Raw genomic sequence first — 23,975 nt, forward strand, 5'->3', positions numbered from 1 at the left:
TAAACGCCTGCTTATTTAGCAGGCGTTTTTCTTTGAAGTAGCCTTTCTACTTCATCGATAATGTTTGAAGTTAAAAACACTCGGCATAGAATAGCTTTAAGAACAAAGTTACTGACTAAAGTAGGAAATTAAGATGACTACACAGCTAGACGATAAAAAAATCGCTGAAATCAACAAGTATACGGGCGAGCAACGCCTGAAGTACTGTGTGAAAGAAATCGTAGCAAACCGTGAAGTATGGATCTTAACCGATGAACACGGTTGTGTAATGCTGAACACAGAAGATGAAGACTGTGTTCCAGTATGGCCAAACCAAGAGTTCGCAGAGTCATGGGCAACGGGTGATTGGTCTGAGTGTAAAGCTGAGTCTATCTCGCTAAACAAATGGCATAGTCGCTGGACGAATGGTCTAGAAGACGACGAGCTTGCTGTTGTGGTGTTCCCGAACGAACAAGAAGAGGGCGTTATCTTGTTCCCTGATGAGTTCGATTTCGAGTTGAAGAAACAGGCAGCTAAGCGCTAGTTCTTTCGTTATACAGTAACACCGTAAGTCAGCGTTGCCTTTCTCAGGCAGCGCTATCATTCAATTATCCCACCTAAGCTTGCTTCCAACGTATATTCGTTCAATACCCAATCAACTGATATAAGGGCGCTTGCTGTGCGGCTTTAAAAGCTTGTTGAAGCACACCTGTTTTACTGTATCTCTTCAGTACCTTTCGAACGATAGGTTTTACTTCCGATTCTGTCATTCCAGCTTTCAATTCTGGTTCATACAGTAGTTGCAGTAGCACCACATCTAAGGGGGATAACAAGTCTTCTGGCGTGTGGTCGTTGAAAATAGAAGGGTAGGCTTTATCTGAGTCATTCGGCAGGCCTAGGACCTGTGTGATCTCTTCTACGATGCATGCGACGAGCTTGCCTCGCGCTCTTGCTTGATCTACTGGAATAATAACCCCGGCGTAAACGATCTCACCTTTAGAATTGGTTCGATAACCCGCTGTGCAAATAGCGTTATTTAAGTGCTGAGTTGATTTGAGTTTGAGTATTGATTTCGCCTCAGATACCCACTGACTCTGCTTTGTGTATATCCATTTAACATTTGCATCCGATTCTCGTGTGACGATTTTAATCGGATGTTGGGTGACTTGCGATAGGTGTTGGACGTGCAATTCGGTGAGTTCTTGATGAAGCTCTTCGTCGCCGACTCGGTGATCGATCCATATCTTAATAGGCTGTTTCCATTTAGCGAGTGGCTTGTTGCCTTTTGAATATTCGTGCTGAAGTGCGACGTGATAAAAGGCAGTTTCGACGAAGGTTCTATCTAGCCATGTGAGTGGTGTGCTTGCTGCATTAAATGACAGCAGCGTCAACAAGAGGGAAAGCATTGAAGCTGTTGGTAACATACCTTTCTCCCTTGCTGAATATAGCGCGATCACAGTTTAATGGCTTGGCGCTTTATAGAAGTGACTCTCAACTAACCTTTGTGTGATTAGGTGGGTTGGGTTAGTCAGTATTTCGTGTGTTTCGCCACTTTCAACTACATTGCCTTCGTGCATGACGATGATCTTATCAGTGATGTGTTTAACAATGCCGATGTGTTGGGACACATAAACAAACGATACGCCCATCTCTTCTTGAAGCTCTAAGAACAGATTGATGATTTGCGAACGCATCGCCATATCCAAACCATTCAACGCTTCATCAGCAACGATGATCGATGGCTGAAGTATCAATGCGCGAGCCAAACAAACTCTCTGCTTCTGGCCAGCAGCAAGCATCTGAGGGTAAAAGTAAGCATGTTCTGGTAATAGGCCAACACGTAATAATGTGTCCTTCACGCGGCGCATACGAGCTTCTGGTGGCATGTTGGTGTTTCGCTTCAATGGTCCTTCAAGGATTCGACCAATCTGGATGCGTGGGTTTAGCGAGGTGTTCGGATCTTGGAAGATCATGCGAATCAGTTTACAGCGAGTCGAGTAGTCTTTGTGCTCTAGTTTTTCACCGTTCACTCGAATCTCACCAGCAGTCGGTTCAACCATGCCGGCAAGCATTCTCGCTAATGTCGATTTTCCTGAACCATTCTGACCAATAAAACCAATCGTCTGCCCCGCTTCAAGGGAGAAACTGACAGGCTTCACTGCCTGATGAATTTTTTTACGGAAAAGACCAGAGCGAGTCGTAAAGTCTTTAGATAAATCACTGACCTCTAATAATGCACTCATGATTTCTTTTTCTTCTTCATATTCAGCGGGAAATGGCAGTTAAATTTGTGGGTCTTTATGCGTTTGGTATACGGAATTTCGACACACTGTCTTTGCGCGTATGGACAACGTGGTCCAAGTCGACAACCAATCGGAAGGTGTTGCAGCGGCGGAATTGATCCTGGTAAAGATTGCAATTTTTCTTTATGGGGAATCCAGTCGTTAAAGTCGGGCATCGCTTTTAACAGTGCGACAGTGTAAGGGTGCTTTGGTACATCCAATAGTTTTGCCGTATCTGCTGACTCGACCGACTGACCGCAGTACATCACCGTGATTCGTGTTGCCCATTGAGTTATGGTCGTTAAATCGTGCCCGATGAGAAGAATCGTCGTGTTATGTAGTTGATTCATTCGGCTCAATAAGCGCAATATTTGAGATTGGGTGATCGGGTCTAAATCGTTGGTTGGCTCATCGGCTATTAGTACTTTTGGCTTGGCAGCAATCGCCATGGCGATCATGACTTTTTGACACTCACCATCCGTCAGCTCATAAGAGTAACTATCCATTAGGTGAGAGTGATTTTTGATACCCACTTTATGCAGTAATGCTATTGCTTGCTTTTTTCGCCACTTAAACCGTTGCCACCATCGACCTTCAAATGAACGCGAAGGAATCGCCTCTATCAGCTGGCGTCCCACTTTTTCGGAAGGGTCAAGACACGTCGATGGTTCTTGGAAGATCATCGCGATATCGCGAGCGATCACACGGCGTCGTTCTTTGGGCGTCAGCTGTAGCAGGTCGATATTGCCAAGGCGCATTCGGTCGGCAGACACTTTCCAGTTCTCTTTACAAACGCCAACGATCGCTTTTGCAACCAAGCTCTTACCTGAACCTGATTCACCTACTAAGCCACGAATTTCTCCCTCATTGAGGGTAATACTCATTCGATCTACTGCTTTAACCATCCCTTGAGGGGTCTCAATCTCGATGGTTAGATGTCGAATATCAAGTAACGGCATTATTCGATTCCTGCATTTAGCGCTTGGCGAACACCTTCACCGACAAGGTTAATCACGATCACTGTAAACATAATGGCTAAGCCGGGTAGAGTTACTGTCCATGGCGCAAGGTAAATCAGCTCTACAGAATCACCCAAAATTGAGCCCCATTCGGTACTGGGTGCTTGAGCGCCAAGCCCTAAGAAACCCAAGGCCGTGATATCAAGAATGGCGACTGACAATGCCAGTGTAATTTCAAGTGCCACTACAGTAAGAATATTAGGAAGGATTGAATTCCATAACAGGTAGAAATCATTCGCACCATCAAGGCGAGAAGCCAAAATATAGTCTTTTTCTACTTCTGCATGCACGGCAATGTATACCGAACGAATAAAGCGCGGAATCAATGCCAAACATAAGGCTAGCAAGATATTAAACTCGCCAAAGCCAAGAAATGCCACGAAGATAATCGCGAGTAGCAACGACGGAATAGACATTACCGTGTCAAGCAAGTGGTTTAGCGTGCTTGATAGCAACCCACGCGTCATGCCTGCAAGTACGCCAATCAGACAACCGATGACTGCTGCGATAAAGGTAATAACTACTGCGGCACCAAATGTCAGCTGAGAGCCAATAATCAAACGGGATAGAATATCTCGCCCTAAATCATCAGTGCCTAGAAAATACTCAACTGTTCCAGCAGGATCCCAAGAAGGAGGGGTTAGTAGGTGCCCCGTCTGCTTTTGAGCATCATGCGGTGCTAGCCATGGTGAAGTGATGGTGATCAGAATGATCAAGACCAAACACCATAGTCCAAACATTGCGAGATTATTGCCACGGAAGCTGCGCCAGAAACGCTCGAATTGGGTTGGAATCTGTTCTTCTTGGTAGACGTTATTTGTTAGCATACCATTCCTTCCTTACCAGAGGATTGACCATCGCGCCCAGTAGATCGGACAGTATATTCGCGGTCAAAACCAAGGTTGCTACCACAATTACACCAGCTTGAATTGAAACGTAATCTTGATTGGATAATGCATCCAGTAACCAGCGGCCAATTCCCGGCCAGTTAAAGATAGACTCGGTGATGATAGCGAGTGTTAACATACTAGAGAGTTGAACGCCGACCTTAGGAATAATCGGTGGTATTGCATTTCTTAATACGTGTTGAGTGACGATCTCTCTTGTTGAAAGACCTTTGATTCGTGCGGCACGGATGTAGTTTTGAGCCATCACTTCAGCCACTGACGCTCTCATTAGTCGGATAACCTGGGTCGTTGGAGCGAGCGCCAAAACAAGACAAGGTAACGCCATATGGTCTATTACGCTCTGTAGGGCGTGCGCTCGATAGTTACCTTCGGCAAAGAAGGCATCAATCATTGCAAAGCCAGTGACGTGTTCAATTTCGTAAAGTAGATCGTATCGCCCCCCAACAGGGAACATCTCAAAGTGCAATGAAAACACCATGATCATTAGCAATGCCACCCAAAATATAGGTGCAGAGTAACCGGCCATTGAAGTAAACGATATGGTGGTATCAACAAACTTGCCTTGTCTCATACCAGCAATTGTGCCGAAAGGGATGCCGATAAACAGTGCGAGTAGAAAAGCAAAGAAGCACAATTCTAACGTCGCAGGAAATACCACGACAAGCTCTTCGATGATAGGAACACCGTGTTTGCTTAGGCCGAAATTCAGCGTCGATAATTCGGTGACGTAGCTAAGCCAGCCGGGCCAAAAATCTTGAATTGCCCAAGGTGAGGTTTGGTCTAATCGAAGTAGCGCAAAGCCCACTAAAGTCAGAATTCCAAGTGTAATAATGAATAAGTTTACACGTCTTAATGTATACCAAAACATCAGTTCACCTCCCTTCTGACTTGATCAAAAGGTTGAGCATTAAAAGGACTACGTTTAAAACCTGTTAGCGAACGATCGTGCACACGGAATTGCACGCCATGAGCGAGAGGTATCACAGGAACTTCTTCATTAAGAATGTTTTGGGCTTGTCGATACAAGTTCACGCGATGCCTTTGTTGATTAATCTCTAATGCCAAGTCGAGAAGGAAATCAAAGTCTGAGTTGCACCACATAGAGACGTTTAATCCCGCGCGTTCCGAACTGCATGATAGAAGTGGACGCAAGAAGTTATCTGGGTCGCCCGTACTGCCAATCCAACCTGTGAGCAACAAATCTGTTGAGGAAATTGAAGACAGCTGTGTTCGGTCAAATCGGTCGTCGGTATAGAGTTTGAGTTCAATACCAATATCAGCCAAGTTTGCTTGGATCAGTTCTGCCGTTTTTCTTGGACTTGGATTGTATGCGCGTGGCTCTAGTGGCACCCACATTGAAAGCTCTAACCCTGGTTCTACACCGGCCTCTCTAAGAAGTGCGAGTGCATAGTTGCGGTCATAACGAACTTGAACGCTGTCTTTTTGATAAGCCCAAGAAGTAGGGGGAAGTAACGTGTAGGCTTTTGTACCTGTACCGTAGTACACAGAATCAAGAATGTTCTGACGGTTAATAGCCAAGTTCAATGCTTTACGTACTCGTGCGTCACGCAATGCAGGGTGTTCTGTGTTTAGCGCGATGAAAGAGACATTTACTGCAGGTGTGGCAGAAATCTTCAATTCTTCATGAGCTTGAATAATAGGGATCTGGCTAGAAATTGGTGAGTTCAACACGTCACACTCACTGCGGAGAAGCTTGGCAAGTGTGCCTGTACCGCGTTGTGAAGTATCAAATACGACTTGGTCCATTTGTACTTCACCCTTCCAGTAATGCTTGTTCTTTTTCAAGCGTACAAGATCATTAATTTGATATTCATCCAAGTAGAAAGGGCCTGTGCCTACGGGCTTGGAGTCTATTTCATTTTTTTCATCTGTGGTAATCAGCTTGTTGGCATACTCTTTGGAGTGGATAACCGCATAACTGGTGGCGATATTGTTAAGAAATGAATTATCTGGGCGACTTAACTGGAACTTCACCGTTAGGTCATCCACCGCCGTGATTTCAACAATCAGGTTTTGAAAGTCGATGCCAGCGAACCATGGATATAAACCGCCACCCACATAATGGAATGGGTTTGAACTATCAATAATTCGTTCAAAACTAAAGACCACATCCTGTGCATTCATGCTGCGGGTGGGGGTAAACCAATCTGTGGTTTGAAACGCAACATTTGGGCGCAGTTTGAAAGTGTACTCTGTACCTGATTTATCGACAGACCAGCTTGTTGCCAAGTTCTGTTTTGGTCGGTAAGTCATAGGATCAAGAGTGAGCAGGGTATCGAAAATTTGAGGGCTCAGTGATTCTGAGGTAATGCCACTATCAACCAATTGTGGATTGAAGGTACTAGGATTACCTTGGCCGCAATAAATGAAGCCTTTTTCACGGATTTGCTCGTGAGTGACACTTTCACCACATCCAGCTAAAAAGCCAAGCGTGCAGATGCTAAGTGATAGTCTTATTAGTGCTTTCATAAAAAGAAATACTTTTCGAAACGAGGCGTTAGAGGAGCCTCAAGATCCCGATAATTTAACATTTTATTTATTCGGCTCCAAATAATAATCAAGTGTGGACAGCTATTTATCGTTAGCTTGTCCTACAATCGCGTACTTCCTCACCATTCCACGTAATTGGTTGTAGGTTAACCCAAGTAATTCTGCTGCTTGTTTCTGGTTATACTTGCTCTGTTTTAGAGCTTGATTGAGTAATTTAATGTCTTGCTGTTCTTGCCATGCTTTGTAATCAAGCGGCAAAGAAAATGAGTGCTCTAATGGAGTATGGCTGTTGGACAGATCATTGCCAGTTTCGTGCGTGGAATCTTGATCTATTTTCCATGTTGGTTTGAAGGGGTTAAACACCAAAGATTCAATAGGATATGGATCTTTACCGTGCTGGTAGATAGCTCGTTCAACGACGTTTTTGAGTTCTCTCACATTTCCCGGCCAAGAATAATCCAATAGTGCCTCAACAGCAGATGGCGCAAAACCGACAAACAGCTCCAATTCTAGTTCTCGACACATCTTAATGGCGTAGTATTCTGCTAATAGCGTGATGTCTTCTTTTCGTTCGCGAAGAGGTGGGATAGTAATGACATCAAACGCCAGTCTATCTAATAAATCGGGCCTGAATTCGCCTTTTAACGCCATGTCTGGTAGGTCAGCATTGGTCGCACACACCAGTCTTACATTGGCACTTAGCGCCTTTTGTCCGCCGACACGCTCATATTGCCCATATTCAATAACACGCAATAGCTTCTCTTGAACGGCAAGGGGGGTGGTTGCTAGTTCATCTAAGAACAGAGTTCCACCTTCAGCCCTTTCAAAACGACCTTGATGACGACCTTTTGAACCGGTAAAAGAACCTGATTCATGACCAAATAACTCTGAATCAATCAACCCTTCGCTAAGGGTTGAGCAGTTAAGTGAGATCAATGGCTGGTCCCAGCGTCTTGAAAGGTAATGGAGCCTTTGAGCAATCAATTCTTTACCTGTACCACGTTCACCAATGATCAGAATCGGTCTTTCGATTGGCGCGAGTTGAGACACCTTATCCAAAACAGAGAGAAAGCTAGGGGATTCACCAATGAGGTTCTGCTGCATAACGGGTCCTTGTATGATCTGATTTCCAATGGGCAAGATATAGAGAGCTTTATTTACATCACTTGATGTAAATAGCATTAATCACAAAGCTGTAGTGGTGAAAAATACCAATACTTGGCTAAATTCATCATAGCATGGTTCGGGCCAATCACCATTTTATTGTAAGTGCCTGATAAACAATGGCTTAAAAGTTGGCACGCTACTTGGATTACTTATGGTAGGTTTAACAACAAACGTAGATTTTTGAGCAAGTGGATTGAGAAATCGAAAAACGATTTAAAGCCTATTTGCCATTATTGCAATTAAGGAGTTTCTTATGGGTATTTTTTCTCGCTTTGCAGACATTGTAAATTCAAATATCAGTGCACTATTAGATAAGGCTGAAGATCCTGAAAAGATGATTCGCCTCATTATTCAAGAAATGGAAGATACGCTAGTTGAGGTTCGTACTAACTCAGCAAAAGCCATTGCAGACAAGAAAGAGCTAGCGCGTAAAGTTGAAGCTATCGAAACTCAGATTCTAGATTGGCAAAATAAAGCGACACTAGCCCTGACTAAACAACGTGAAGATCTGGCTAGAGCGGCACTCATCGAAAAGCAAAAACTTGAAGACATCATCAAGAGCCTGCACACAGAGCAAACTTTGGTTCATGAAACCATCGAGAAGCTAACCAGTGAGATCGGTAAGCTAGAAACTAAAATTGCAGAAACTCGTGCAAAGCAGCAAGCATTGATGATTCGTAATAATGCTGCGAATAATCGTCGTGATGTTCAAAAACATCTGCATTCAAGCAAAACCAACGAAGCAATGGCGAAGTTTGAGCAATTCTCGCGTAAAGTGGATGAATTAGAAGCTGAAGCTGACGTTTACGCAAAAACAGGCAACGCAAAATCTTTAGACCAAGAGTTTGCCGAGCTACAAGCTCAAGACGAAATTGAAAAGGAGCTAGCGAAACTGAAGCAACAAGTTGAAAACCGCAATAAATAATTTAGGAGTTTTCTATGTCAACATTTCTAATTGCAGGTCCACTGATTGTCTTCTTGATCTTCGTGGCACCGCTATGGTTATTCTTACATTACCGCAGCAAGAAGAAATCCAGTAACGGTCTTTCAGAAACGGATCTTCAGCGCCTGCACAAGCTTTCAGCGCAAGCGGAATCGATGCAAGATCGTGTGAAAACACTAGAAAAAATACTGGATGCGGAGTCGCCTAATTGGAGACGAAACTATGAGTAGAGAACTGTATCGCGACCCTATCAACGGAAAATTGTCCGGAGTGTGTGCGGGCTTAGCGAACTACTTTGGACTTGAAGTTTGGCTGGTTCGGATCTTAGTTATCTCTGCAGCACTGCTCGGTGGTAGTTTTCTGGTTTTGTTAGCGTATTTAGCTTTGACATTTATGCTTGAAAAACAACCACCTCAGTATGTTGATGAGATGAAAGCCAAACAAGAGCATACGCTGAAGCAGAAGCCTTGGGAAAAGGGGCAAACTGCGGAGTCTTTACTGGGCACTTTAGAGGGTGATTTCCAGAAGTTAGAGACCAGTGTCCGCAACATGGAAGCTTATGTCACCTCAGACACGTTTAAAGTTAATCGTGAATTTAAGAACATGTAGCGCTAAAACCTAAAAAGGATTAGATAACGGTTTAGGAAAATTTATTCCAAGCCGTTATTTTTTTTAATAATTTTCTCTAAATAAATTTTACGCTGACTGGTAAGTTACATGCGATTAATCTATGTTATAAAAATATTTATAGATATGGATGATCACCAATGTATAGAGCCTCCCTTGTCCTATTGACAGCCATAGCTGGGTTGTCTGGGTGTGGTAAGGAGCTTCCTCCCGTACCTGAGCCTGAATCTAGACCCGCCAAACTCTTCACTGTCTCCGTTGGCAATAATGCCTTTGAGCGTAGCTTTCCTGCCACCACTGAAGCCGGTGACAAAGCGGTACTTGCATTTCGTGTCCCTGGGCTACTTCAGACTATCGATGTCACATCTGGCCAACAGGTTACCAAAGGTGATGGGCTTGCAACGCTCAACCCTGATGAATATCAGTTGCTCGAGAAGCAAGCGAGAGCCAACTTTAAGCTAGCCGATGTTCAATACCAACGCTCAATTAAGTTACGCAAAGATCGCGTCGTATCTGAGCAAGACTTCGACCAAGCGAAAGCCAACCACAATTCGGCTAAAGCGGTCCTTAACCAAGCTAAGGCAAATCTGCGTTACACCACTCTGGTTGCGCCTTACGATGGAACGATTTCCATCATTCCTGCTGAAAACCATGAATACATCGCGGCAAAACAAGGTGTGATGAATATTCAAACCAATCAGATTCTTAAAGTCGTTTTCCTACTACCCGACCAACTTATCACGCGCTTTTCTTCAGGGTTTGAAACCGATGCAACCATGGTATTTGATGCGTTCCCTGAAAACTCTTACGTTTTGACTTTCCAAGAAGTTGATACCGAAGCGGATCCAAAAACGGGCTCATACAAGGTAACCATGGTAATGGAAAGACCAACCGATATCGGTATTTTACCGGGAATGTCTGGCACGATAAGGCTTGTTTCTGCGCAAGCTGCTGCGACCAAAATCCCTACGTCAGCCATGATAACTGATGGCGATGATGTGTCGGTATGGCGTGTAAACAACGACGGAATTGTCGAGAACGTGGCAATCGTTATTGATGAAAAACGCCATATTGTCTCTGGACTGAATGATGGAGATCGCATTGTCACTTCTGGCGTTAATGGTCTTGAGCCGGGCGTGAAAGTCCGAGAGTGGATCAAGGAAAGGGGGCTATAACATGAAAACACTTAAAGTGGCCGCAGGGCTGTCGTGTTTAGCCTTACTGACAGCTTGTGAAGATAAACAAGTGGTAGAAGTGGACAACACGCCCTTAGTTAAAGCCGTCGAGATTTCAGTCATCGACTTTAGCGACAAGCTCTATTTCCCAGCGGTCGCAAATGCGGCTGAGAAAGCTCATCTTAGTTTCCGAGTCGCGGGTGAAATTTATAAGCTTGATGTTAAAGAAGGCGAACGTGTTTCTGCTGGTGACATCATTGCAGAGCTTGACCCGACCGATTATCAATTGGATGTGGACAATGCTCAGGCGCGTTACACGGTAATCAATAGCCAGTACCGACGTTCAAGTCCACTTGTTAAAAAAGGCCTATTGGCTAAGTCTCAGTTTGATGAAATTGCCGCTCAACGCCAAATTGCTTACGCCGAACTTGAATTAGCAAAACTGCGTTTGTCTTTCACTAAGCTTCGCGCCCCAGTTGATGGAATTATCTCTCGTGTGAGTGTCGATCAATATGAAAACATTCAGGTTGGTCAACAAATCGTAAATATTCACAGCGTTGAAGATGTCGAGGTGGTGATCCAGCTGCCCGATCAAATCTATGTTAATCAACCTAATGAAACGCTGCTGTCGAATGTTGAAGCCGTAGTGAGAGTACCAAGCGGCAAAGAATACACCGCAGGTATTAAAGAGTTTACCACTGAACCCGACCCGAGTACGGGTACGTTCACGGTGACACTAGCTTTGCCGATGCCGGAAGATGATTTGATTCTTGATGGTATGGCCGTTGATGTGACTTCAAACGGACGAGATATCGGTTTGAATCTAAAAGCCGGTGTTCTGATCCCAATCGAAGCGGTATTCAATGCAGACGGTGATGAACTGGATCGTCAAAATTCTTATGTGTGGGTTGTTAACGACGACAAGACAGTCTCGAAACAACAAGTCGTGTTAGGAAAAGCAAACCAGAAAACATTGCAGATAATGAAAGGATTAGAAATGGGGCAGCATGTCGTTGTTGCAGGCGTATCGCGATTGCGAGATGGGATGACAGTGGAAGTATTGTCTCAGGAGACGAACAATGAGTGAAGTAAATAACAAGCCTCAAAATGACGATCAACAGGGTGATGATCAGATCACAGGTGTTGCTTCTTACTTTATACGAAACAAAGTCATTAGCTGGATGCTATCTCTGATCTTCCTTATTGGTGGTGTTTCTGCATTCTTTGGTTTGGGTCGTCTAGAAGATCCTGCCTTCACCATCAAAGATGCAATGGTCGTGACTTCTTACCCTGGGGCGACCCCTCAGCAAGTGGAAGAGGAAGTGACCTATCCGCTAGAGAAAGCGATTCAACAACTTACTTATGTGGATGAAGTGAACTCTATCTCAAGCCGTGGTCTGTCTCAGGTAACGGTAACGATGAAGAATAATTACGGCCCAGATGATCTTCCGCAAATATGGGATGAACTTCGTCGAAAAGTGAATGATTTGAAAGTCGAGCTCCCTCCGGGCGTGAATGACCCTCAAGTTATCGATGACTTCGGTGACGTTTACGGTATTTTGCTCGCGGTAACGGGTGATGGTTACAGTTACAAAGAGCTTCTAGATTACATTGATTATCTAAGGCGAGAGCTGGAGTTGGTTGATGGGGTCAGTAAGGTCTCTGTTTCTGGTCAACAACAAGAGCAAGTATTCATTGAGATATCGATGAAGCGGATAAGCTCCTTAGGTTTGTCTCCAAGCACGGTATTTAACCTTTTATCGACTCAAAATATTGTATCCAGTGCGGGTGCGGTAAGGATAGGTGACGAATATATTCGGATCCATCCAACGGGCGAGTTCCAGAATGTTGAACAGCTCGGCGATTTGATTCTTACAGAAGGTGGCGCTCAAGGGCTTATCTACTTAAAAGATGTGGCGAATGTAACTCGTGGTTATGTTGAAGTACCAAGTAACATCATTGGCTATAACGGCAAGCTCGCACTCAACCTCGGTGTCTCTTTTGCGCAAGGCGTGAACGTGGTCGCAGTGGGTGAAGCCTTTGACCGAAGACTCGCCGAGCTGAAATATCAGCAACCCGTTGGTATAGATATATCTGAGGTTTATAACCAACCCAAAGAGGTAGATAAGTCGGTTAGTGGGTTTGTAGTGAGTTTAGGACAAGCGGTTGCTATCGTAATCGTGGTGTTACTGTTCTTCATGGGACTACGATCGGGTCTGTTGATTGGCTTGATATTGCTGTTGACTGTTTTCGGTACCTTCATTTTCATGCAGTACTTCAAAATCGACCTTCAACGTATTTCATTGGGCGCTTTGGTTATCGCGCTGGGGATGCTGGTGGATAATGCCATTGTGGTGGTGGAAGGGATATTGATCGGCACGCAGAAGGGGCGAACCCGGATGCAGGCCGCCACCGATATCGTAACCCAAACCAAATGGCCGCTGTTGGGTGCAACCGTTATTGCGGTGACTGCGTTTGCGCCTATTGGTTTATCTGAAGACTCGACGGGCGAATACTGTGGCACCTTGTTTACAGTTTTACTTATTTCTTTGATGCTGAGTTGGTTTACGGCCATCTCACTCACGCCGTTCTTTGCCGATATATTCTTCAAAGGCCAGAAAGTCGATCCAGATAGTGAAGGTAAAGACCCATACAACGGGATGGTTTTCGTTATCTATAAAAACTTCCTTGAGTTTTGTATGAAGCGTGCGTGGTTAACCATGTTTGTGTTGGTCATTGGTTTAGGCGCGAGCGTTTATGGTTTTGGCTTCGTAAAACAAGCCTTTTTCCCATCGTCAACCACACCGATGTTCCAAGTCGATGTCTGGATGCCGGAAGGTACGGATATTCGAGCGACCAACACCAAGCTGAAAGTACTGGAAAGTTGGTTAGCAGAGCAGGACGAAGTTGAACATATCACGACAACGGCGGGTAAAGGTCTGCAACGTTTCATGCTGACTTATGCGCCTGAGAAAAGTTATAGCGCATATGGTGAGATAACGGTTCGTGTGAAGAGTTATGAAGTACTTGAAGGTTTGATGTTGCGCTTTCGTGAGCATGTAAACGGCCAGTTCCCTGAAATTAATTACAAACTTAAGCAGATCGAATTAGGCCCTGGTGGCGGTGCGAAAATTGAAGCGCGAATTGTGGGTTCAGACCCAACGGTTTTACGTTCAATCGCTGCCCAAGTGATGGATATCATGCGTGCTGATGAAGGCGCATTTAACGTTCGTCACGATTGGCGTGAAAGAACTAAAGTATTAGAGCCTCAGTTCAATGAAAGCCAAGCGCGTCGTTATGGTATTACCAAATCTGACGTTGATGATTTCCTAGCAATGTCTTTCTCTGGTAAGTCGATTGGTGTGTATCGTGATGGTACAACGTTGATGCCGATTGTGGCTCGTTTGCCTGAAGATGAGCGTGTCGATATTCGTAACATCGAAGGCATGAAGATCTGGAGTCCGGCATTAAGTGAGTACATCCCACTTCAACAAGTAACGTTAGGTTACGAGCTAGAATGGGAAGATCCACTGATCATCCGTAAGAACCGTAAGCGTATGCTAACGGTAATGGCGGATCCTGATCTATTGGGTGAAGAGACGGCCTCAACTCTACAGAAACGCTTACAACCACAGATTGAAGCGATTGAGATGCCTCCGGGTTATTCATTGGAGTGGGGTGGTGAATACGAGTCGTCGGCAGATGCGCAGGCGTCACTGTTCACAACTATGCCTCTGGGTTACTTGTTCATGTTCTTAATCACTGTGTTCTTGTTTAACTCGGTGAAAGAGCCTCTGATCGTTTGGTTAACGGTTCCATTGGCGTTGATAGGGGTGACGACAGGCTTGCTAGCCTTGAATACACCATTCGGCTTTATGGCGCTGTTGGGCTTCTTGAGTCTATCTGGAATGCTTCTGAAGAACGGTATCGTACTACTTGATCAAATTGAGATTGAGATGAAATCTGGTAAAGATCCGTATGTAGCGGTTGTTGATGCGGCTCTGAGTCGTGTTCGCCCGGTATGTATGGCGGCGATTACCACCATTCTAGGTATGATCCCTCTACTACCGGATATCTTCTTCAAACCAATGGCAGTAACCATCATGTTTGGTTTAGGCTTTGCGACTGTACTCACGCTAATCGTAGTACCTGTGTTGTATCGTCTGTTCCATAAAATTGAAGTGGCTTAACGTCAACTGACCTTTGAAATTATGCCCCTAATTGGGGCATTATTTTTATGTACGATTACTAAAAGAGACCATCGAAATGGAAGCGAATACAGTGGATAGAACATGTGCATGGGCGCTTAAACATGAGCTTGAAAGGGAGTACCACGACGCAGAGTGGGGCGTGCCTGTTTATGATGACCAAGTTTTGTTTGAGTTCATTACTTTAGAAGGTGCACAGGCGGGTCTGAGTTGGATTACGATCCTAAAAAAGCGTGAAGGGTATCGTGCCGCGTTCGATAATTACGATCTAAACAAGCTAGCTGAGCTGAATGAAGACAACGTGCCGCACATCATTGAAAATTTCGATGTGGTTAAACACAAGGGCAAGATTGCTTCGGTATACAACAATGCACGAGCAACGCTTGAATTACAGAAAGAGTTCGGCTCTCTTTCTAATGCCTTATGGCAATTTGTCGATAATGAGGTGATCGTCAATCAATGGACGGAGATGTCTCAAGTTCCAGCTTCGACCGAGCAATCTAATGCAATGAGCAAGTTTTTGAAGAAAAGAGGATTTAAGTTTGTAGGAGAAACAATCTGTTACGCGTTTATGCAAGCAACAGGTATGGTCAATGATCATTTAGAAGGGTGTCCACAAAAATAACGATGTTATGCCTTGTGGTCATCTGACTTATTTAATTGAAGATCATGTTGAGGTGTTGCATTGGTTTTAATTCAAGGTTTAACCTTGAATTGTGATGCCGTAGAGTTGAGTAAAAAGGTAGGACAATCCTACCTTTTTGAAATGAGTCTATTTTGTGTGATAGCTATAACTTTCGAAATTAAACCAGAGCGTTGTAACGTTCCAATCCAGCTTCTAGATCCGCAATCAAATCATCGACATCTTCTAAACCGATATGAACTCGAATCAGAGTACCTTCGAAGTTCGGGTTCGCTACCGTTCTTAAGCTATCAAAACTGCTTGGTTCATTCGCTAGAATCAAGCTCTCGAAACCACCCCATGAGTAACCCATACTGAAGTGCGTCATGCCATCAAGCAGTGCGGTCGTTGCTTTTGTGTTTGAGTTCTTTAGAACAAACGAGAACAGGCCATTGCCGCCAGTAAAATCTCGTTTGAAGAACTCATGACCAGGGCAAGACTCAAGAGCAGGGTGACGAACATGGTCAACCTCCGGGCGAGTTTCTAACCATTTAGCGACTTTCAAGCTGCTCTCTGCGTGTTGACGAAGGCGAACATCAAGAGTGCGGATACCACGAAGACCAAGGTAAGCATCATCTGGTGAAACGCATTGTCCCATCAAGTAGCTCTGCTCACGCAGTTGATCCCAACATTTCTCGTTAGCTACCGCCGTTCCTAGCATCACATCAGAGTGACCCACTATGTATTTAGTCGCCGCTTGAATTGAGATATCAACACCAAAATCAAATGGCGAGAAGTTAACACCGGCCGCCCATGTGTTATCTAACATCACTATGATGTCATGTTCATGAGCAATACGTGCGAGTGTTGGAATGTCTTGAACTTCCATAGTCACTGAACCGGGAGACTCGGTAAACAGCACTTTAGTGTTTGGTTTGATGAGATCTTGGATACCTTCACCGATCGTTGGCTCGTAGTAAGTTGTCTCTACTCCCATCTTTTTCATGATGGTGTCACAGAAATCACGAGTCGGCTCGTAGCAGGTATCGACCATCAAAATATGATCCCCCGTTTCTACAAAAGACAGAATGGCATTAGAGATGGCTGCCGTACCACAAGGGTAGAGTGCACAGCCTGCTCCGCCTTCGATTTCCACCATAGCATCTTGGAAAGCGAAATGAGTGTTGGTTCCACGACGTCCGTAAAAAAGCGTTTTATTAGCGCGATTAATGGTCGCTTTGCGTTTCTCTTCTACTGAGTTGAATACAACAGTTGAAGCACGCTGTACCGGGGGGTTCACGACACCATTGGTCCACTTCTTATCACGACCTGCTGTGATTAGCTTAGTGGTTTTGTTCTCGGACATGTTTTGAATTCCTTATCAATCGATTATCTCCTATTTAAAACATGCCAATAGCCTTCAAAGCAAGAGGGGAGTAGGAGTTTTTGCGCTTTTCTTTCGATTTTTAACCTTCCACATCGTTTATAATGAAAGGTTTAAAATCAGAGAGTAGGCGAGTGACGAGCCGCGGTGGACGCATTAATGGCATTACAGCAGAGGGTTGAACAAGTAGAACAACCTTTCGAAGACGCGGTTGCGCAAATTTCTCTGCTCCCACAGTTCTAACTCAATAGGGTGCGATGATTCGATGTAAGAATGCTGCAGTTCAGATAATTGCTGAGTGAAGTGCACATCATCAACGGCTAGCGTTACTTCAAAGTTGAGCCATAGACTGCGCATATCGATATTGACCGTTCCGATTAAGCAAAACTCATCATCAATCACTACCGATTTGGTATGAAGAAGCCCGCCGTAAAACTCATAGATCTTCACGCCGGCTTCAAGTAACTCAGTATAGAAAGCACGAGAAGCCCACTTAACCATCAGTGAATCGTTGTTATGTGGAATGATGAGTTCTACGCTGACACCTCGTTGTGCCGTCATTTTGAGTGTTTCTAATAAGTCGGCACTCGGTACAAAGTAGGGGGTTGTGATCCGAACTGAATGGTTTGCTTGATTAATCGCAATAGTAAGGACTTGCAGGATCAAATATTCAGGCATACCAGGCCCCGATGGCACGACTTGAACGGGATGATGCGTGATTACTTCTTCAACCGGACACTCTGGTAAATCAGGAAGGATTCGTTCACCCGTTTCTACCTCCCAATCCCAACCGTGAATTGCGGATAATACGTTAACGGTTGGGCCTGTGACTCGAACCATTACATCTATCCATTGGCCAACACCTGAACTCTGTTTGAAATGAGCAGGATCGACCATGTTCATTGAGCCTGTATAGGCGATGGACTCATCAATCACGATGATTTTTCGGTGTTGTCTTAGGTCTAGGCGGCGTAAGAAAATACGCCAAGGGCTCACTTCTAGTGCTTGTACAACGTGAACACCGGCGTCTTTCATCATGGACAGCCAGTGACTTTTGAAAAAGCGCGGACTTCCTGCTGAGTCGAGTAAAACTTTAACATCAACGCCGCGTTTTGCGGCTCGAATAAGTGCGGAAGCAACGGAGTCAGTTAAGCCGCCGGGATGCCAAATATAGAAAACCATCTTGATACTGGTCTGTGCGTTTTCTATATCTTCGATAATTGCGTGTAGGATTTCATTAGGAGAAGCTTGCAGTGATAGGGTGTTTCCGCTAAGCGCAGGAATACCCATCCGATTGTTACATAGCTCATCAATTTTGTGGATAGGCGAGCCAACTTTTCCTGGAAGGTGAACTTGGCAATCATTTAACTGGCGGAACCAATCACCAAAAGGCGTAAACATACGATGTGCTCGTTCAGCCCTCTTTCTACCAAGATTTAGCTCTCCGAAAAGGAAGTAACAAGCGACGCCAACAATAGGGATAATGTAGATAACCATCAACCATGCGAGAGAAACGCTGACAGAGCGTCGTTTTAGTACGACACGAAAAGTCACACCGGCAACCAGGACCCAGTATAAAGCGACAGAAGCTAAAGTTAAAAAATGGTAAAGCTTTTCCACATTGAATACTCGAAAAAAGAGACACTTGGATAGTAATGCTATTTTACAGATATGGGAATTTAAGGAATCAACTATTTACAAAATAGAGCAAAAGCTGTAAACAGGTTAAAGTTGTTAAGTTTTAGTTAACTTAAGACGAATGCAATTGTTTTGTATGAAAAATCGGCATTTAACCATAAAGATTTACATTGATAACGAAATATATACGGTTCGGGCTTCCAATTGTATTCTTAAACTGGTTTACTTACTAGATAACGAGCGTCAATCAAATTTTTTAAATGTGTAAATTATTATATACACCTTATCTTTTAATGACGCCACACAAAGCAAAACACAACATTACATAACACAAAAGTTTGGAGTAAACGTGGCTACTAGTAATACAACCACTACACCCCGCGATACCTGGGGTTCGAAATTAGGATTCGTAATGGCTGCAGCAGGCTCTGCTGTTGGCTTAGGTAACATCTGGAAATTCCCATACACAGCAGGTGAAAGTGGCGGCGGTGCATTCGTTGCAATTTATCTGTTTTTCGTAATCTTCATCGGTTTCAGTGTGATGCTGACTGAATTTGCGATTGGCCGTCATACGCAAAAATCAGCAGTAGGTGCATTTAAATCAACTGACCGTCGCTGGACGTTCGCTGGTGTTATCGGCGTAGTCAGTGGTCTACTTATCATGGGTTTCTACCCTGTAGTAGGCGGCTGGTCTATCGCATACATCGGTAAAATTGCTGGTGGTTTACTAGATGCACCTGAAGCAATTGGCGACAGCTTCGGTGGCTTTATCTCAAACCCAGTTCAACCACTTATGTGGATGGGCCTATACCTACTACTTAACGTTGTCATCGTTATGAAGGGTATTTCTGGCGGTATCGAGAAAGCGGGCAAGATCCTAATGCCACTTCTGTTCATCATCCTTATCGTGGTATCAATTAAAGGCATCATGCTTCCGGGCGCGATGGCTGGTCTTGAATTCCTATTCAGCCCTGACTTCTCTAAAGTAGACAGCGGTGTAATCCTAGCTGCACTAGGTCAAGCATTCTTCTCACTATCTCTTGGTATGGGTTGTATGTTGACTTACGGTTCTTACCTTAAGAAGAAAGAGAACCTAGTTCAAACTACAGCTATGGTTACGGCGATGGATACAGGCGTTGCTATCCTAGCTGGTGTTGCAATGTTCCCTGCAATGTTCGCATTCGGTATGGAACCTGCAGCTGGTCCTGGTCTAGTATTCGTTGTTGTTCCTCAGCTATTCGCTGAAATGGGCGGCGTAGTTGGTCTTCTATTTGCTCTTATGTTCTTCGTTGGTCTAAGTGTTGCGGCACTAACTTCTTCAGTATCTCTACTTGAAGTTGTGGTTTCTTACCTAATTGATGAGAAAGGCATGAAGCGTGTAACCGCAGTGCTGTCTGCAAGTGTAGTTATGGCGATTCTATGTATCTTCGCTTCTCTATCTCTTGGTGGCTTTGGTCCAACGCTGTTTGGTACTGGTGCATTCGATATCTTCGATCTACTAACAGATAAGATCTTCCTAGCAGTTGGCGGTATGTTGGTTTGTATCTTCGCTGGTTGGAGACTGAACCGTGCTGACTTAGAGAAAGAAATCACTAACGACGGTGAAGTATCTTTCCCACTATTCGGTCTATGGTACACACTCGTTAAGTACATCATCCCAGTAGCGATCGCTATCGTAGCGTTCATGGGTATCTCTTCTGGCTTCGACAGCGGTAAAGGTGCAATCATGCTACTAGGTATTGGTATTATTGCTGGCTCTGCGCTTATCTCTAAGAAGCTATAATTCTTAGAAATTCTAATCGCAAACTAAAGTTAATTGATAAACGGGAGCCATTGGCTCCCGTTTTTTATGTGATTGACTTATTTATTTTCGAAAAATAAACACACCATTCCCTAAAGTTATCAGTGTGGTAGCCGATATGTTTTTGGGTAAGGCTATATCGGCCTGTATTTTTTTAGGTAGGTGTTCTGTGAAATTGTCAGTGAGAAAAAAACTATATTTGGGTTTTGGATCTATATTGGCGGTGCTTGTCACGTTAGTAGGGATTGTATCGATAGAAGTGATTGGGGCTCACGAGAGCTCTGATGAAATTAGACTGGATGATGTTCCAGGAACTGTTACCTACCTTATATTGATCGATGAAGCTGGTGATGTTTACCGTGATGCTTTGGGCGCGGTTGTTCAGGGCGGTAATGCGCTCAATGATTATCGAGCTAATAAGACTCAATTTGCTCAAGCAATTGAAGAAGCAAAGCGTTTAGAGAGTAAAGGCTCAGAGGACCATCGTCGTGTTCAGCGAATTGAAGAGCTAATGGGGCGCTTTACTCAAGAGTTTGAATCGAAGCTCGTACCTATGCTTAATGACGAAACTGCATTGTTATCAAATATCCAGCAGCTTCGCTCTTTGTATGAGAGTAATCTTATCCCGATTGAAAATTTGCTTGATCAAGCATCTGAAAGTGAGATTGCTGATACGGAGCGAGCTCTGCTAACACTAACGGATTCGTTTATTACAATCGAACGCACGATTATGGTGTTGACTGCGGTTGCGATTGTGTTTGGCTGTGTAATTGCATTTGTATTGTCTAGCTCTATTACCAACCGTTTGACACGTGTTGAACAAGTTGCACGCCGCGTAGCAAATGGTGACCTGACGGCTGGAGATATTGTTGATGATTCTGCTGATGAGTTGGCTGATCTTGCTCACTCGATCAATCAGATGCAAAAGTCATTGGTCGATCTGCTCGGTTCTATCTCATCGGTGACTAACCAAGTTCAATCCGTTACTGGTGAGCTGTCATCAATCAGCCACGACATCGTATCTGGCGCCTCTGCTCAAGCAGATAAAGCGACCTTGATAGCGACTGCGGCAGAAGAGTTAAGCTTGACTATTTCGGAAGTAGCGCAACAAGGCACTTCTACTTATGAAGAAGCGCGCCGCTCAGAAACGTCTGCAGAAGACGGTCGTAAAGTGATTGTGGAGATGGTTGCGAGCATCCAACAAGTGTCTACTCAAATGAGCGACATGTCGTTACAAATGAACACGTTGGGTTCGCATGGCGAGCAGATTGGTAGTGTTATTAAGGTAATCGAAGATATCGCTGAACAAACCAACCTCTTGGCTCTGAACGCGGCTATTGAAGCAGCACGTGCTGGTGAGTTCGGTCGTGGTTTTGCGGTTGTTGCTGATGAAGTACGAGCGCTAGCGGAGAGAACGACTAAAGCAACACAAGAAGTGTCCGGTATCATCCAATCGATTCAGTCTGGTACTCAAGAAGCGGTGACTTACACTCAAGACAACTGTCGTTTAGTTGAAATTGGTGTAGAGCAAAGTACAGGGGCGGTATCGGCTCTAGAAGCAATTGTTAGCGGTGCGGGCAACGTACAAAGCATGGTTAACTCAATTGCGACTGCGGCAGAAGAACAGACAGCGGTGACAAAAGAAATCGCAGCGGATATTACGGCAATCAGTGATATCTCTGAACAGTCATTACAGTTAGCGACTCGCAGCTCTGAGAACACATCAGGTTTGAATGCTAAAGTTGCCGAACTTGAAGGCTTAGTAGGTAAGTTCAAACTTGCTTAGAGCTTAGAGCTTAGAGCTTAGAGCTAAGAGCTAAGAGCTTAGAGCTTAGAGCTGGATCATAAGTCTAGAACATAAGCTTAGAGCGAATTGATTAAAGACTTCCCAGTGAAAGTTGACTATTGAAACATAAGCCCAACGATTCAATGTTTATTGAACTCGTTGGGCTTTTTCGTAGCTGGAATCTGGATTCAGACACGGTATACTCCACGTTCTACAATGGAGCTAGCCTTTACATGTTCGACATTCTTCTGAATCACTCTGATTTTTTACTTATAAACAAACATCGAGGCGTCAGCGTCCATAAAGACGATGGTGATACGATGTTATTGCAAGAAGTTGCTAAGGCAGTCAATGAGCCGAAGCTATATTTAGTCCATCGTCTCGATAAAATGACGTCAGGAATTCTACTGCTGGCAAAAGATGCCCCGGCAGCGAGTGAACTTTCACAGTTGTTTGCAAAGCGTGAAGTAGAGAAGTACTACCTTGCGATAGGCTCCAAGAAGCCGAAGAAAAAGCAGGGGCTGATCTCAGGAGATATGGAGCGTTCACGACGCTCAAGCTGGAAGCTGCTGACAACCAAAGAAAACCCAGCGATTACCCAATTTTTATCTGCAACGGCTGAACCCGGTGAGCGTCTACTTTTATGTAAACCCTATACGGGGCGAACTCATCAGATCCGTGTCGCGATGAAGTCCATTGGCTCGGCTATTGTTGGTGATCCTATTTACAATCCATCGAACGAGGCTGACAGAGGCTATCTGCATGCCTTCGCGATTCGATTTACCTATCAATCACAAGCCTACGAATATGTCTGCGATCCAAGAAACCTCGACTCTTTGGGGGAGAAATGGCATCAAGAGATCGTGTCTAATGGTTTAGACAGTTGGCTTGAACCTTGGTCATTAACGTGGCCAAAGCTAAACACTAAGTGAGTGAAATAATGGAAGCATCAGCTTTACCTCTGTTTTTTAGTCATATTGAACAGCAATTGAATGAAGTGCCGAATGAATTACGTCGTATTTTTCACGGGCGTGGTAAGTTTTGGCCCGGCCTAGATCAACTCACTTGTGATTGGGTTGATGGGCAGTTATTGGTTAACGTGTTTAAAGAAGTGGACCAAGCGTTCTTATCATCTCTAAAGACTGGGTTGGTCGACCTCACTAACAAAGATATCTGGCAAGTAAAACAGGGCACAAGCATTGTGCTGCAACACCGTTATGCTGATGGCGCGCCCTCTGAAGTCTTGTGGGGTCAATTGAACGACTCACCAGTCGTGGTTGAACATGGGCTTAAGTACCAACTAGACATTGGCCGCAATCAGAACTTCGGTCTGTTCCTAGACATGCGTAATGGTCGTCAGTGGGTACAAGATAATGCTAAGGATAAGAACGTTCTTAACCTGTTCGCATACACTTGTGGTTTCTCTGTGGCGGCGATTGCGGGTGGCGCTCGACAATGTATGAACGTAGACATGTCTCGCGGATCACTGAATAAAGGCCGTGATAACCACCGTCTGAATGAACACGACATGCGTTCGGTTAATTTCCTTGGCTACGATATTTTTAAGTCGTGGGGGAAAATCAAAAAGGGCGGCCCTTACGAGCTGGTTATCATCGATCCGCCTTCGTTCCAAAAAGGCAGCTTTGCACTTACTAAAGACTACAAAAAGATCTTGCGTCGTTTGCCCGAACTTTTAACCGAAGGTGGTGAAGTGATTGCTTGTGTTAACTCACCAGCAGTGTCACCAAACTTCTTGATTGAGACGATGGCAGAAGAAGCGCCAAGTGTTGAGTTTATCGAGCGTTTAGATAATCCACCTGAGTTTGTCGATGTCGACCTTGATTCAAGTTTGAAAGTCCTGAGATTTAAAATTAACGTTTCTGAAGACGCCTAATTTAAGGTAAACAAATACCAACGCTTGAAAG

The 23,975-nt window shown here is 44.4% G+C and carries 21 protein-coding genes; 12 read left to right on the forward strand and 9 right to left on the reverse strand.

The genetic code is table 11. The features are described from left to right. Positions 1–133: 133 nt before the first annotated feature. Positions 134–523, forward strand: a complete 390-nt coding sequence (locus AB4407_RS07140) for a DUF2750 domain-containing protein (RefSeq protein ID WP_004734596.1) — start codon at positions 134–136, stop codon at positions 521–523. 100 nt (positions 524–623) lie between these two features. Here the strand turns inward: AB4407_RS07140 and AB4407_RS07145 are convergent, their stop codons facing one another. The 7 genes from AB4407_RS07145 to pspF form a co-directional block, all read right to left on the reverse strand. Further along, complete coding sequence (locus AB4407_RS07145; RefSeq protein ID WP_372119887.1) at positions 624–1,403, reverse strand: DUF2927 domain-containing protein; 780 nt, start codon at positions 1,401–1,403, stop codon at positions 624–626. 36 nt (positions 1,404–1,439) lie between these two features. Next, positions 1,440–2,222: an ATP-binding cassette domain-containing protein gene (locus AB4407_RS07150; RefSeq protein ID WP_372119889.1), complete on the reverse strand. Its 783-nt coding sequence runs from the start codon at positions 2,220–2,222 to the stop codon at positions 1,440–1,442. Next, complete coding sequence (locus tag AB4407_RS07155; RefSeq protein WP_372119891.1) at positions 2,219–3,220, reverse strand: oligopeptide/dipeptide ABC transporter ATP-binding protein; 1,002 nt, start codon at positions 3,218–3,220, stop codon at positions 2,219–2,221. The genes AB4407_RS07150 and AB4407_RS07155 overlap by 4 nt, the downstream gene beginning before the upstream one ends. Further along, positions 3,220–4,107 carry a putrescine export ABC transporter permease SapC gene (sapC, locus tag AB4407_RS07160; protein ID WP_372119893.1) on the reverse strand — a complete coding sequence of 296 codons (888 nt, stop codon included), beginning with the start codon at positions 4,105–4,107 and terminating at the stop codon, positions 3,220–3,222. The genes AB4407_RS07155 and sapC overlap by 1 nt, the downstream gene beginning before the upstream one ends. Next, positions 4,094–5,056 (reverse strand): ABC transporter permease subunit, encoded by a 963-nt coding sequence (locus AB4407_RS07165; protein ID WP_009848779.1) that lies wholly within the window; start codon positions 5,054–5,056, stop codon positions 4,094–4,096. Before AB4407_RS07165 ends, sapC begins: the two co-directional genes overlap by 14 nt. Continuing rightward, complete coding sequence (gene sapA, locus AB4407_RS07170) at positions 5,056–6,678, reverse strand: ABC transporter substrate-binding protein SapA (RefSeq protein ID WP_102582961.1); 1,623 nt, start codon at positions 6,676–6,678, stop codon at positions 5,056–5,058. The genes AB4407_RS07165 and sapA overlap by 1 nt, the downstream gene beginning before the upstream one ends. A 102-nt stretch (positions 6,679–6,780) precedes the next feature. Next, positions 6,781–7,803 carry a phage shock protein operon transcriptional activator gene (gene pspF, locus AB4407_RS07175; RefSeq protein WP_304564505.1) on the reverse strand — a complete coding sequence of 341 codons (1,023 nt, stop codon included), beginning with the start codon at positions 7,801–7,803 and terminating at the stop codon, positions 6,781–6,783. Between the two features lie 316 nt (positions 7,804–8,119). On the opposite strand from pspF, the gene pspA reads away from it, so the two are divergent. The 7 genes from pspA (at position 8,120) to AB4407_RS07210 (ending at position 15,444) form a co-directional block, all read left to right on the forward strand. Continuing rightward, positions 8,120–8,791, forward strand: a complete 672-nt coding sequence (gene pspA, locus AB4407_RS07180) for a phage shock protein PspA (RefSeq protein WP_372119896.1) — start codon at positions 8,120–8,122, stop codon at positions 8,789–8,791. Between the two features lie 14 nt (positions 8,792–8,805). After that, positions 8,806–9,039: an envelope stress response membrane protein PspB gene (pspB, locus tag AB4407_RS07185; protein WP_004734605.1), complete on the forward strand. Its 234-nt coding sequence runs from the start codon at positions 8,806–8,808 to the stop codon at positions 9,037–9,039. Beyond that, entirely contained in the window at positions 9,032–9,418 is a 387-nt protein-coding gene (pspC, locus tag AB4407_RS07190; protein ID WP_026084203.1) for an envelope stress response membrane protein PspC, read from the forward strand. Before pspB ends, pspC begins: the two co-directional genes overlap by 8 nt. 158 nt (positions 9,419–9,576) lie before the next feature. Beyond that, positions 9,577–10,611, forward strand: a complete 1,035-nt coding sequence (locus AB4407_RS07195) for an efflux RND transporter periplasmic adaptor subunit (protein WP_372119898.1) — start codon at positions 9,577–9,579, stop codon at positions 10,609–10,611. 1 nt (position 10,612) lies between these two features. Next, positions 10,613–11,698, forward strand: coding sequence for an efflux RND transporter periplasmic adaptor subunit (locus tag AB4407_RS07200; protein ID WP_372119900.1), 1,086 nt, complete (start codon positions 10,613–10,615; stop codon positions 11,696–11,698). Further along, the gene (locus AB4407_RS07205; RefSeq protein ID WP_372119902.1) at positions 11,691–14,801 is read left to right on the forward strand and encodes an efflux RND transporter permease subunit; all 3,111 of its coding nucleotides are present in this window, start codon (positions 11,691–11,693) and stop codon (positions 14,799–14,801) included. Before AB4407_RS07200 ends, AB4407_RS07205 begins: the two co-directional genes overlap by 8 nt. Positions 14,802–14,877: 76 nt before the next feature. Continuing rightward, on the forward strand, positions 14,878–15,444 hold the full coding sequence (locus AB4407_RS07210; protein ID WP_372119904.1) for a DNA-3-methyladenine glycosylase I: 567 nt from the start codon (positions 14,878–14,880) through the stop codon (positions 15,442–15,444). Positions 15,445–15,622: 178 nt separating this feature from the next. Here AB4407_RS07210 and AB4407_RS07215 read toward each other — a convergent pair whose 3' ends face one another. Together AB4407_RS07215 and cls are read right to left on the reverse strand one after the other, a co-directional pair. Beyond that, positions 15,623–16,807 carry a cystathionine beta-lyase gene (locus tag AB4407_RS07215; protein ID WP_372119906.1) on the reverse strand — a complete coding sequence of 395 codons (1,185 nt, stop codon included), beginning with the start codon at positions 16,805–16,807 and terminating at the stop codon, positions 15,623–15,625. A gap of 183 nt (positions 16,808–16,990) precedes the next feature. After that, the gene (gene cls / locus AB4407_RS07220; protein ID WP_372119908.1) at positions 16,991–18,445 is read right to left on the reverse strand and encodes a cardiolipin synthase; all 1,455 of its coding nucleotides are present in this window, start codon (positions 18,443–18,445) and stop codon (positions 16,991–16,993) included. A gap of 367 nt (positions 18,446–18,812) precedes the next feature. Here cls and AB4407_RS07225 point away from each other — a divergent pair, with 367 nt between their 5' ends. From AB4407_RS07225 to AB4407_RS07240, 4 genes are all read left to right on the forward strand, one after another. Continuing rightward, positions 18,813–20,246: a sodium-dependent transporter gene (locus tag AB4407_RS07225; protein WP_372119910.1), complete on the forward strand. Its 1,434-nt coding sequence runs from the start codon at positions 18,813–18,815 to the stop codon at positions 20,244–20,246. 187 nt (positions 20,247–20,433) lie between these two features. Next, complete coding sequence (locus AB4407_RS07230) at positions 20,434–22,050, forward strand: methyl-accepting chemotaxis protein (protein WP_372119912.1); 1,617 nt, start codon at positions 20,434–20,436, stop codon at positions 22,048–22,050. Between the two features lie 233 nt (positions 22,051–22,283). Beyond that, entirely contained in the window at positions 22,284–22,982 is a 699-nt protein-coding gene (locus AB4407_RS07235; RefSeq protein WP_372119914.1) for a TIGR01621 family pseudouridine synthase, read from the forward strand. An 8-nt stretch (positions 22,983–22,990) separates the two neighbouring features. Continuing rightward, on the forward strand, positions 22,991–23,944 hold the full coding sequence (locus AB4407_RS07240) for a class I SAM-dependent methyltransferase (protein WP_009848763.1): 954 nt from the start codon (positions 22,991–22,993) through the stop codon (positions 23,942–23,944). Positions 23,945–23,975 lie beyond the last annotated feature (31 nt).

Source organism: Vibrio sp. 10N.261.46.E11 (assembly GCF_041472735.1).
Taxonomy (GTDB): Bacteria; Pseudomonadota; Gammaproteobacteria; order Enterobacterales; family Vibrionaceae; genus Vibrio.

Bases quoted from the DNA above. Each gene is read 5' to 3' on its own strand.
- AB4407_RS07140 (WP_004734596.1), top strand. From the start codon at position 134: ATGACTACACAGCTAGACGATAAAAAAATCGCTGAAATCAACAAGTAT.
- AB4407_RS07145 (WP_372119887.1), bottom strand. From the start codon at position 1,403: ATGTTACCAACAGCTTCAATGCTTTCCCTCTTGTTGACGCTGCTGTCA.
- AB4407_RS07150 (WP_372119889.1), bottom strand. From the start codon at position 2,222: ATGAGTGCATTATTAGAGGTCAGTGATTTATCTAAAGACTTTACGACT.
- AB4407_RS07155 (WP_372119891.1), bottom strand. From the start codon at position 3,220: ATGCCGTTACTTGATATTCGACATCTAACCATCGAGATTGAGACCCCT.
- sapC (WP_372119893.1), bottom strand. From the start codon at position 4,107: ATGCTAACAAATAACGTCTACCAAGAAGAACAGATTCCAACCCAATTC.
- AB4407_RS07165 (WP_009848779.1), bottom strand. From the start codon at position 5,056: ATGTTTTGGTATACATTAAGACGTGTAAACTTATTCATTATTACACTT.
- sapA (WP_102582961.1), bottom strand. From the start codon at position 6,678: ATGAAAGCACTAATAAGACTATCACTTAGCATCTGCACGCTTGGCTTT.
- pspF (WP_304564505.1), bottom strand. From the start codon at position 7,803: ATGCAGCAGAACCTCATTGGTGAATCCCCTAGCTTTCTCTCTGTTTTG.
- pspA (WP_372119896.1), top strand. From the start codon at position 8,120: ATGGGTATTTTTTCTCGCTTTGCAGACATTGTAAATTCAAATATCAGT.
- pspB (WP_004734605.1), top strand. From the start codon at position 8,806: ATGTCAACATTTCTAATTGCAGGTCCACTGATTGTCTTCTTGATCTTC.
- pspC (WP_026084203.1), top strand. From the start codon at position 9,032: ATGAGTAGAGAACTGTATCGCGACCCTATCAACGGAAAATTGTCCGGA.
- AB4407_RS07195 (WP_372119898.1), top strand. From the start codon at position 9,577: ATGTATAGAGCCTCCCTTGTCCTATTGACAGCCATAGCTGGGTTGTCT.
- AB4407_RS07200 (WP_372119900.1), top strand. From the start codon at position 10,613: ATGAAAACACTTAAAGTGGCCGCAGGGCTGTCGTGTTTAGCCTTACTG.
- AB4407_RS07205 (WP_372119902.1), top strand. From the start codon at position 11,691: ATGAGTGAAGTAAATAACAAGCCTCAAAATGACGATCAACAGGGTGAT.
- AB4407_RS07210 (WP_372119904.1), top strand. From the start codon at position 14,878: ATGGAAGCGAATACAGTGGATAGAACATGTGCATGGGCGCTTAAACAT.
- AB4407_RS07215 (WP_372119906.1), bottom strand. From the start codon at position 16,807: ATGTCCGAGAACAAAACCACTAAGCTAATCACAGCAGGTCGTGATAAG.
- AB4407_RS07235 (WP_372119914.1), top strand. From the start codon at position 22,284: ATGTTCGACATTCTTCTGAATCACTCTGATTTTTTACTTATAAACAAA.
- AB4407_RS07240 (WP_009848763.1), top strand. From the start codon at position 22,991: ATGGAAGCATCAGCTTTACCTCTGTTTTTTAGTCATATTGAACAGCAA.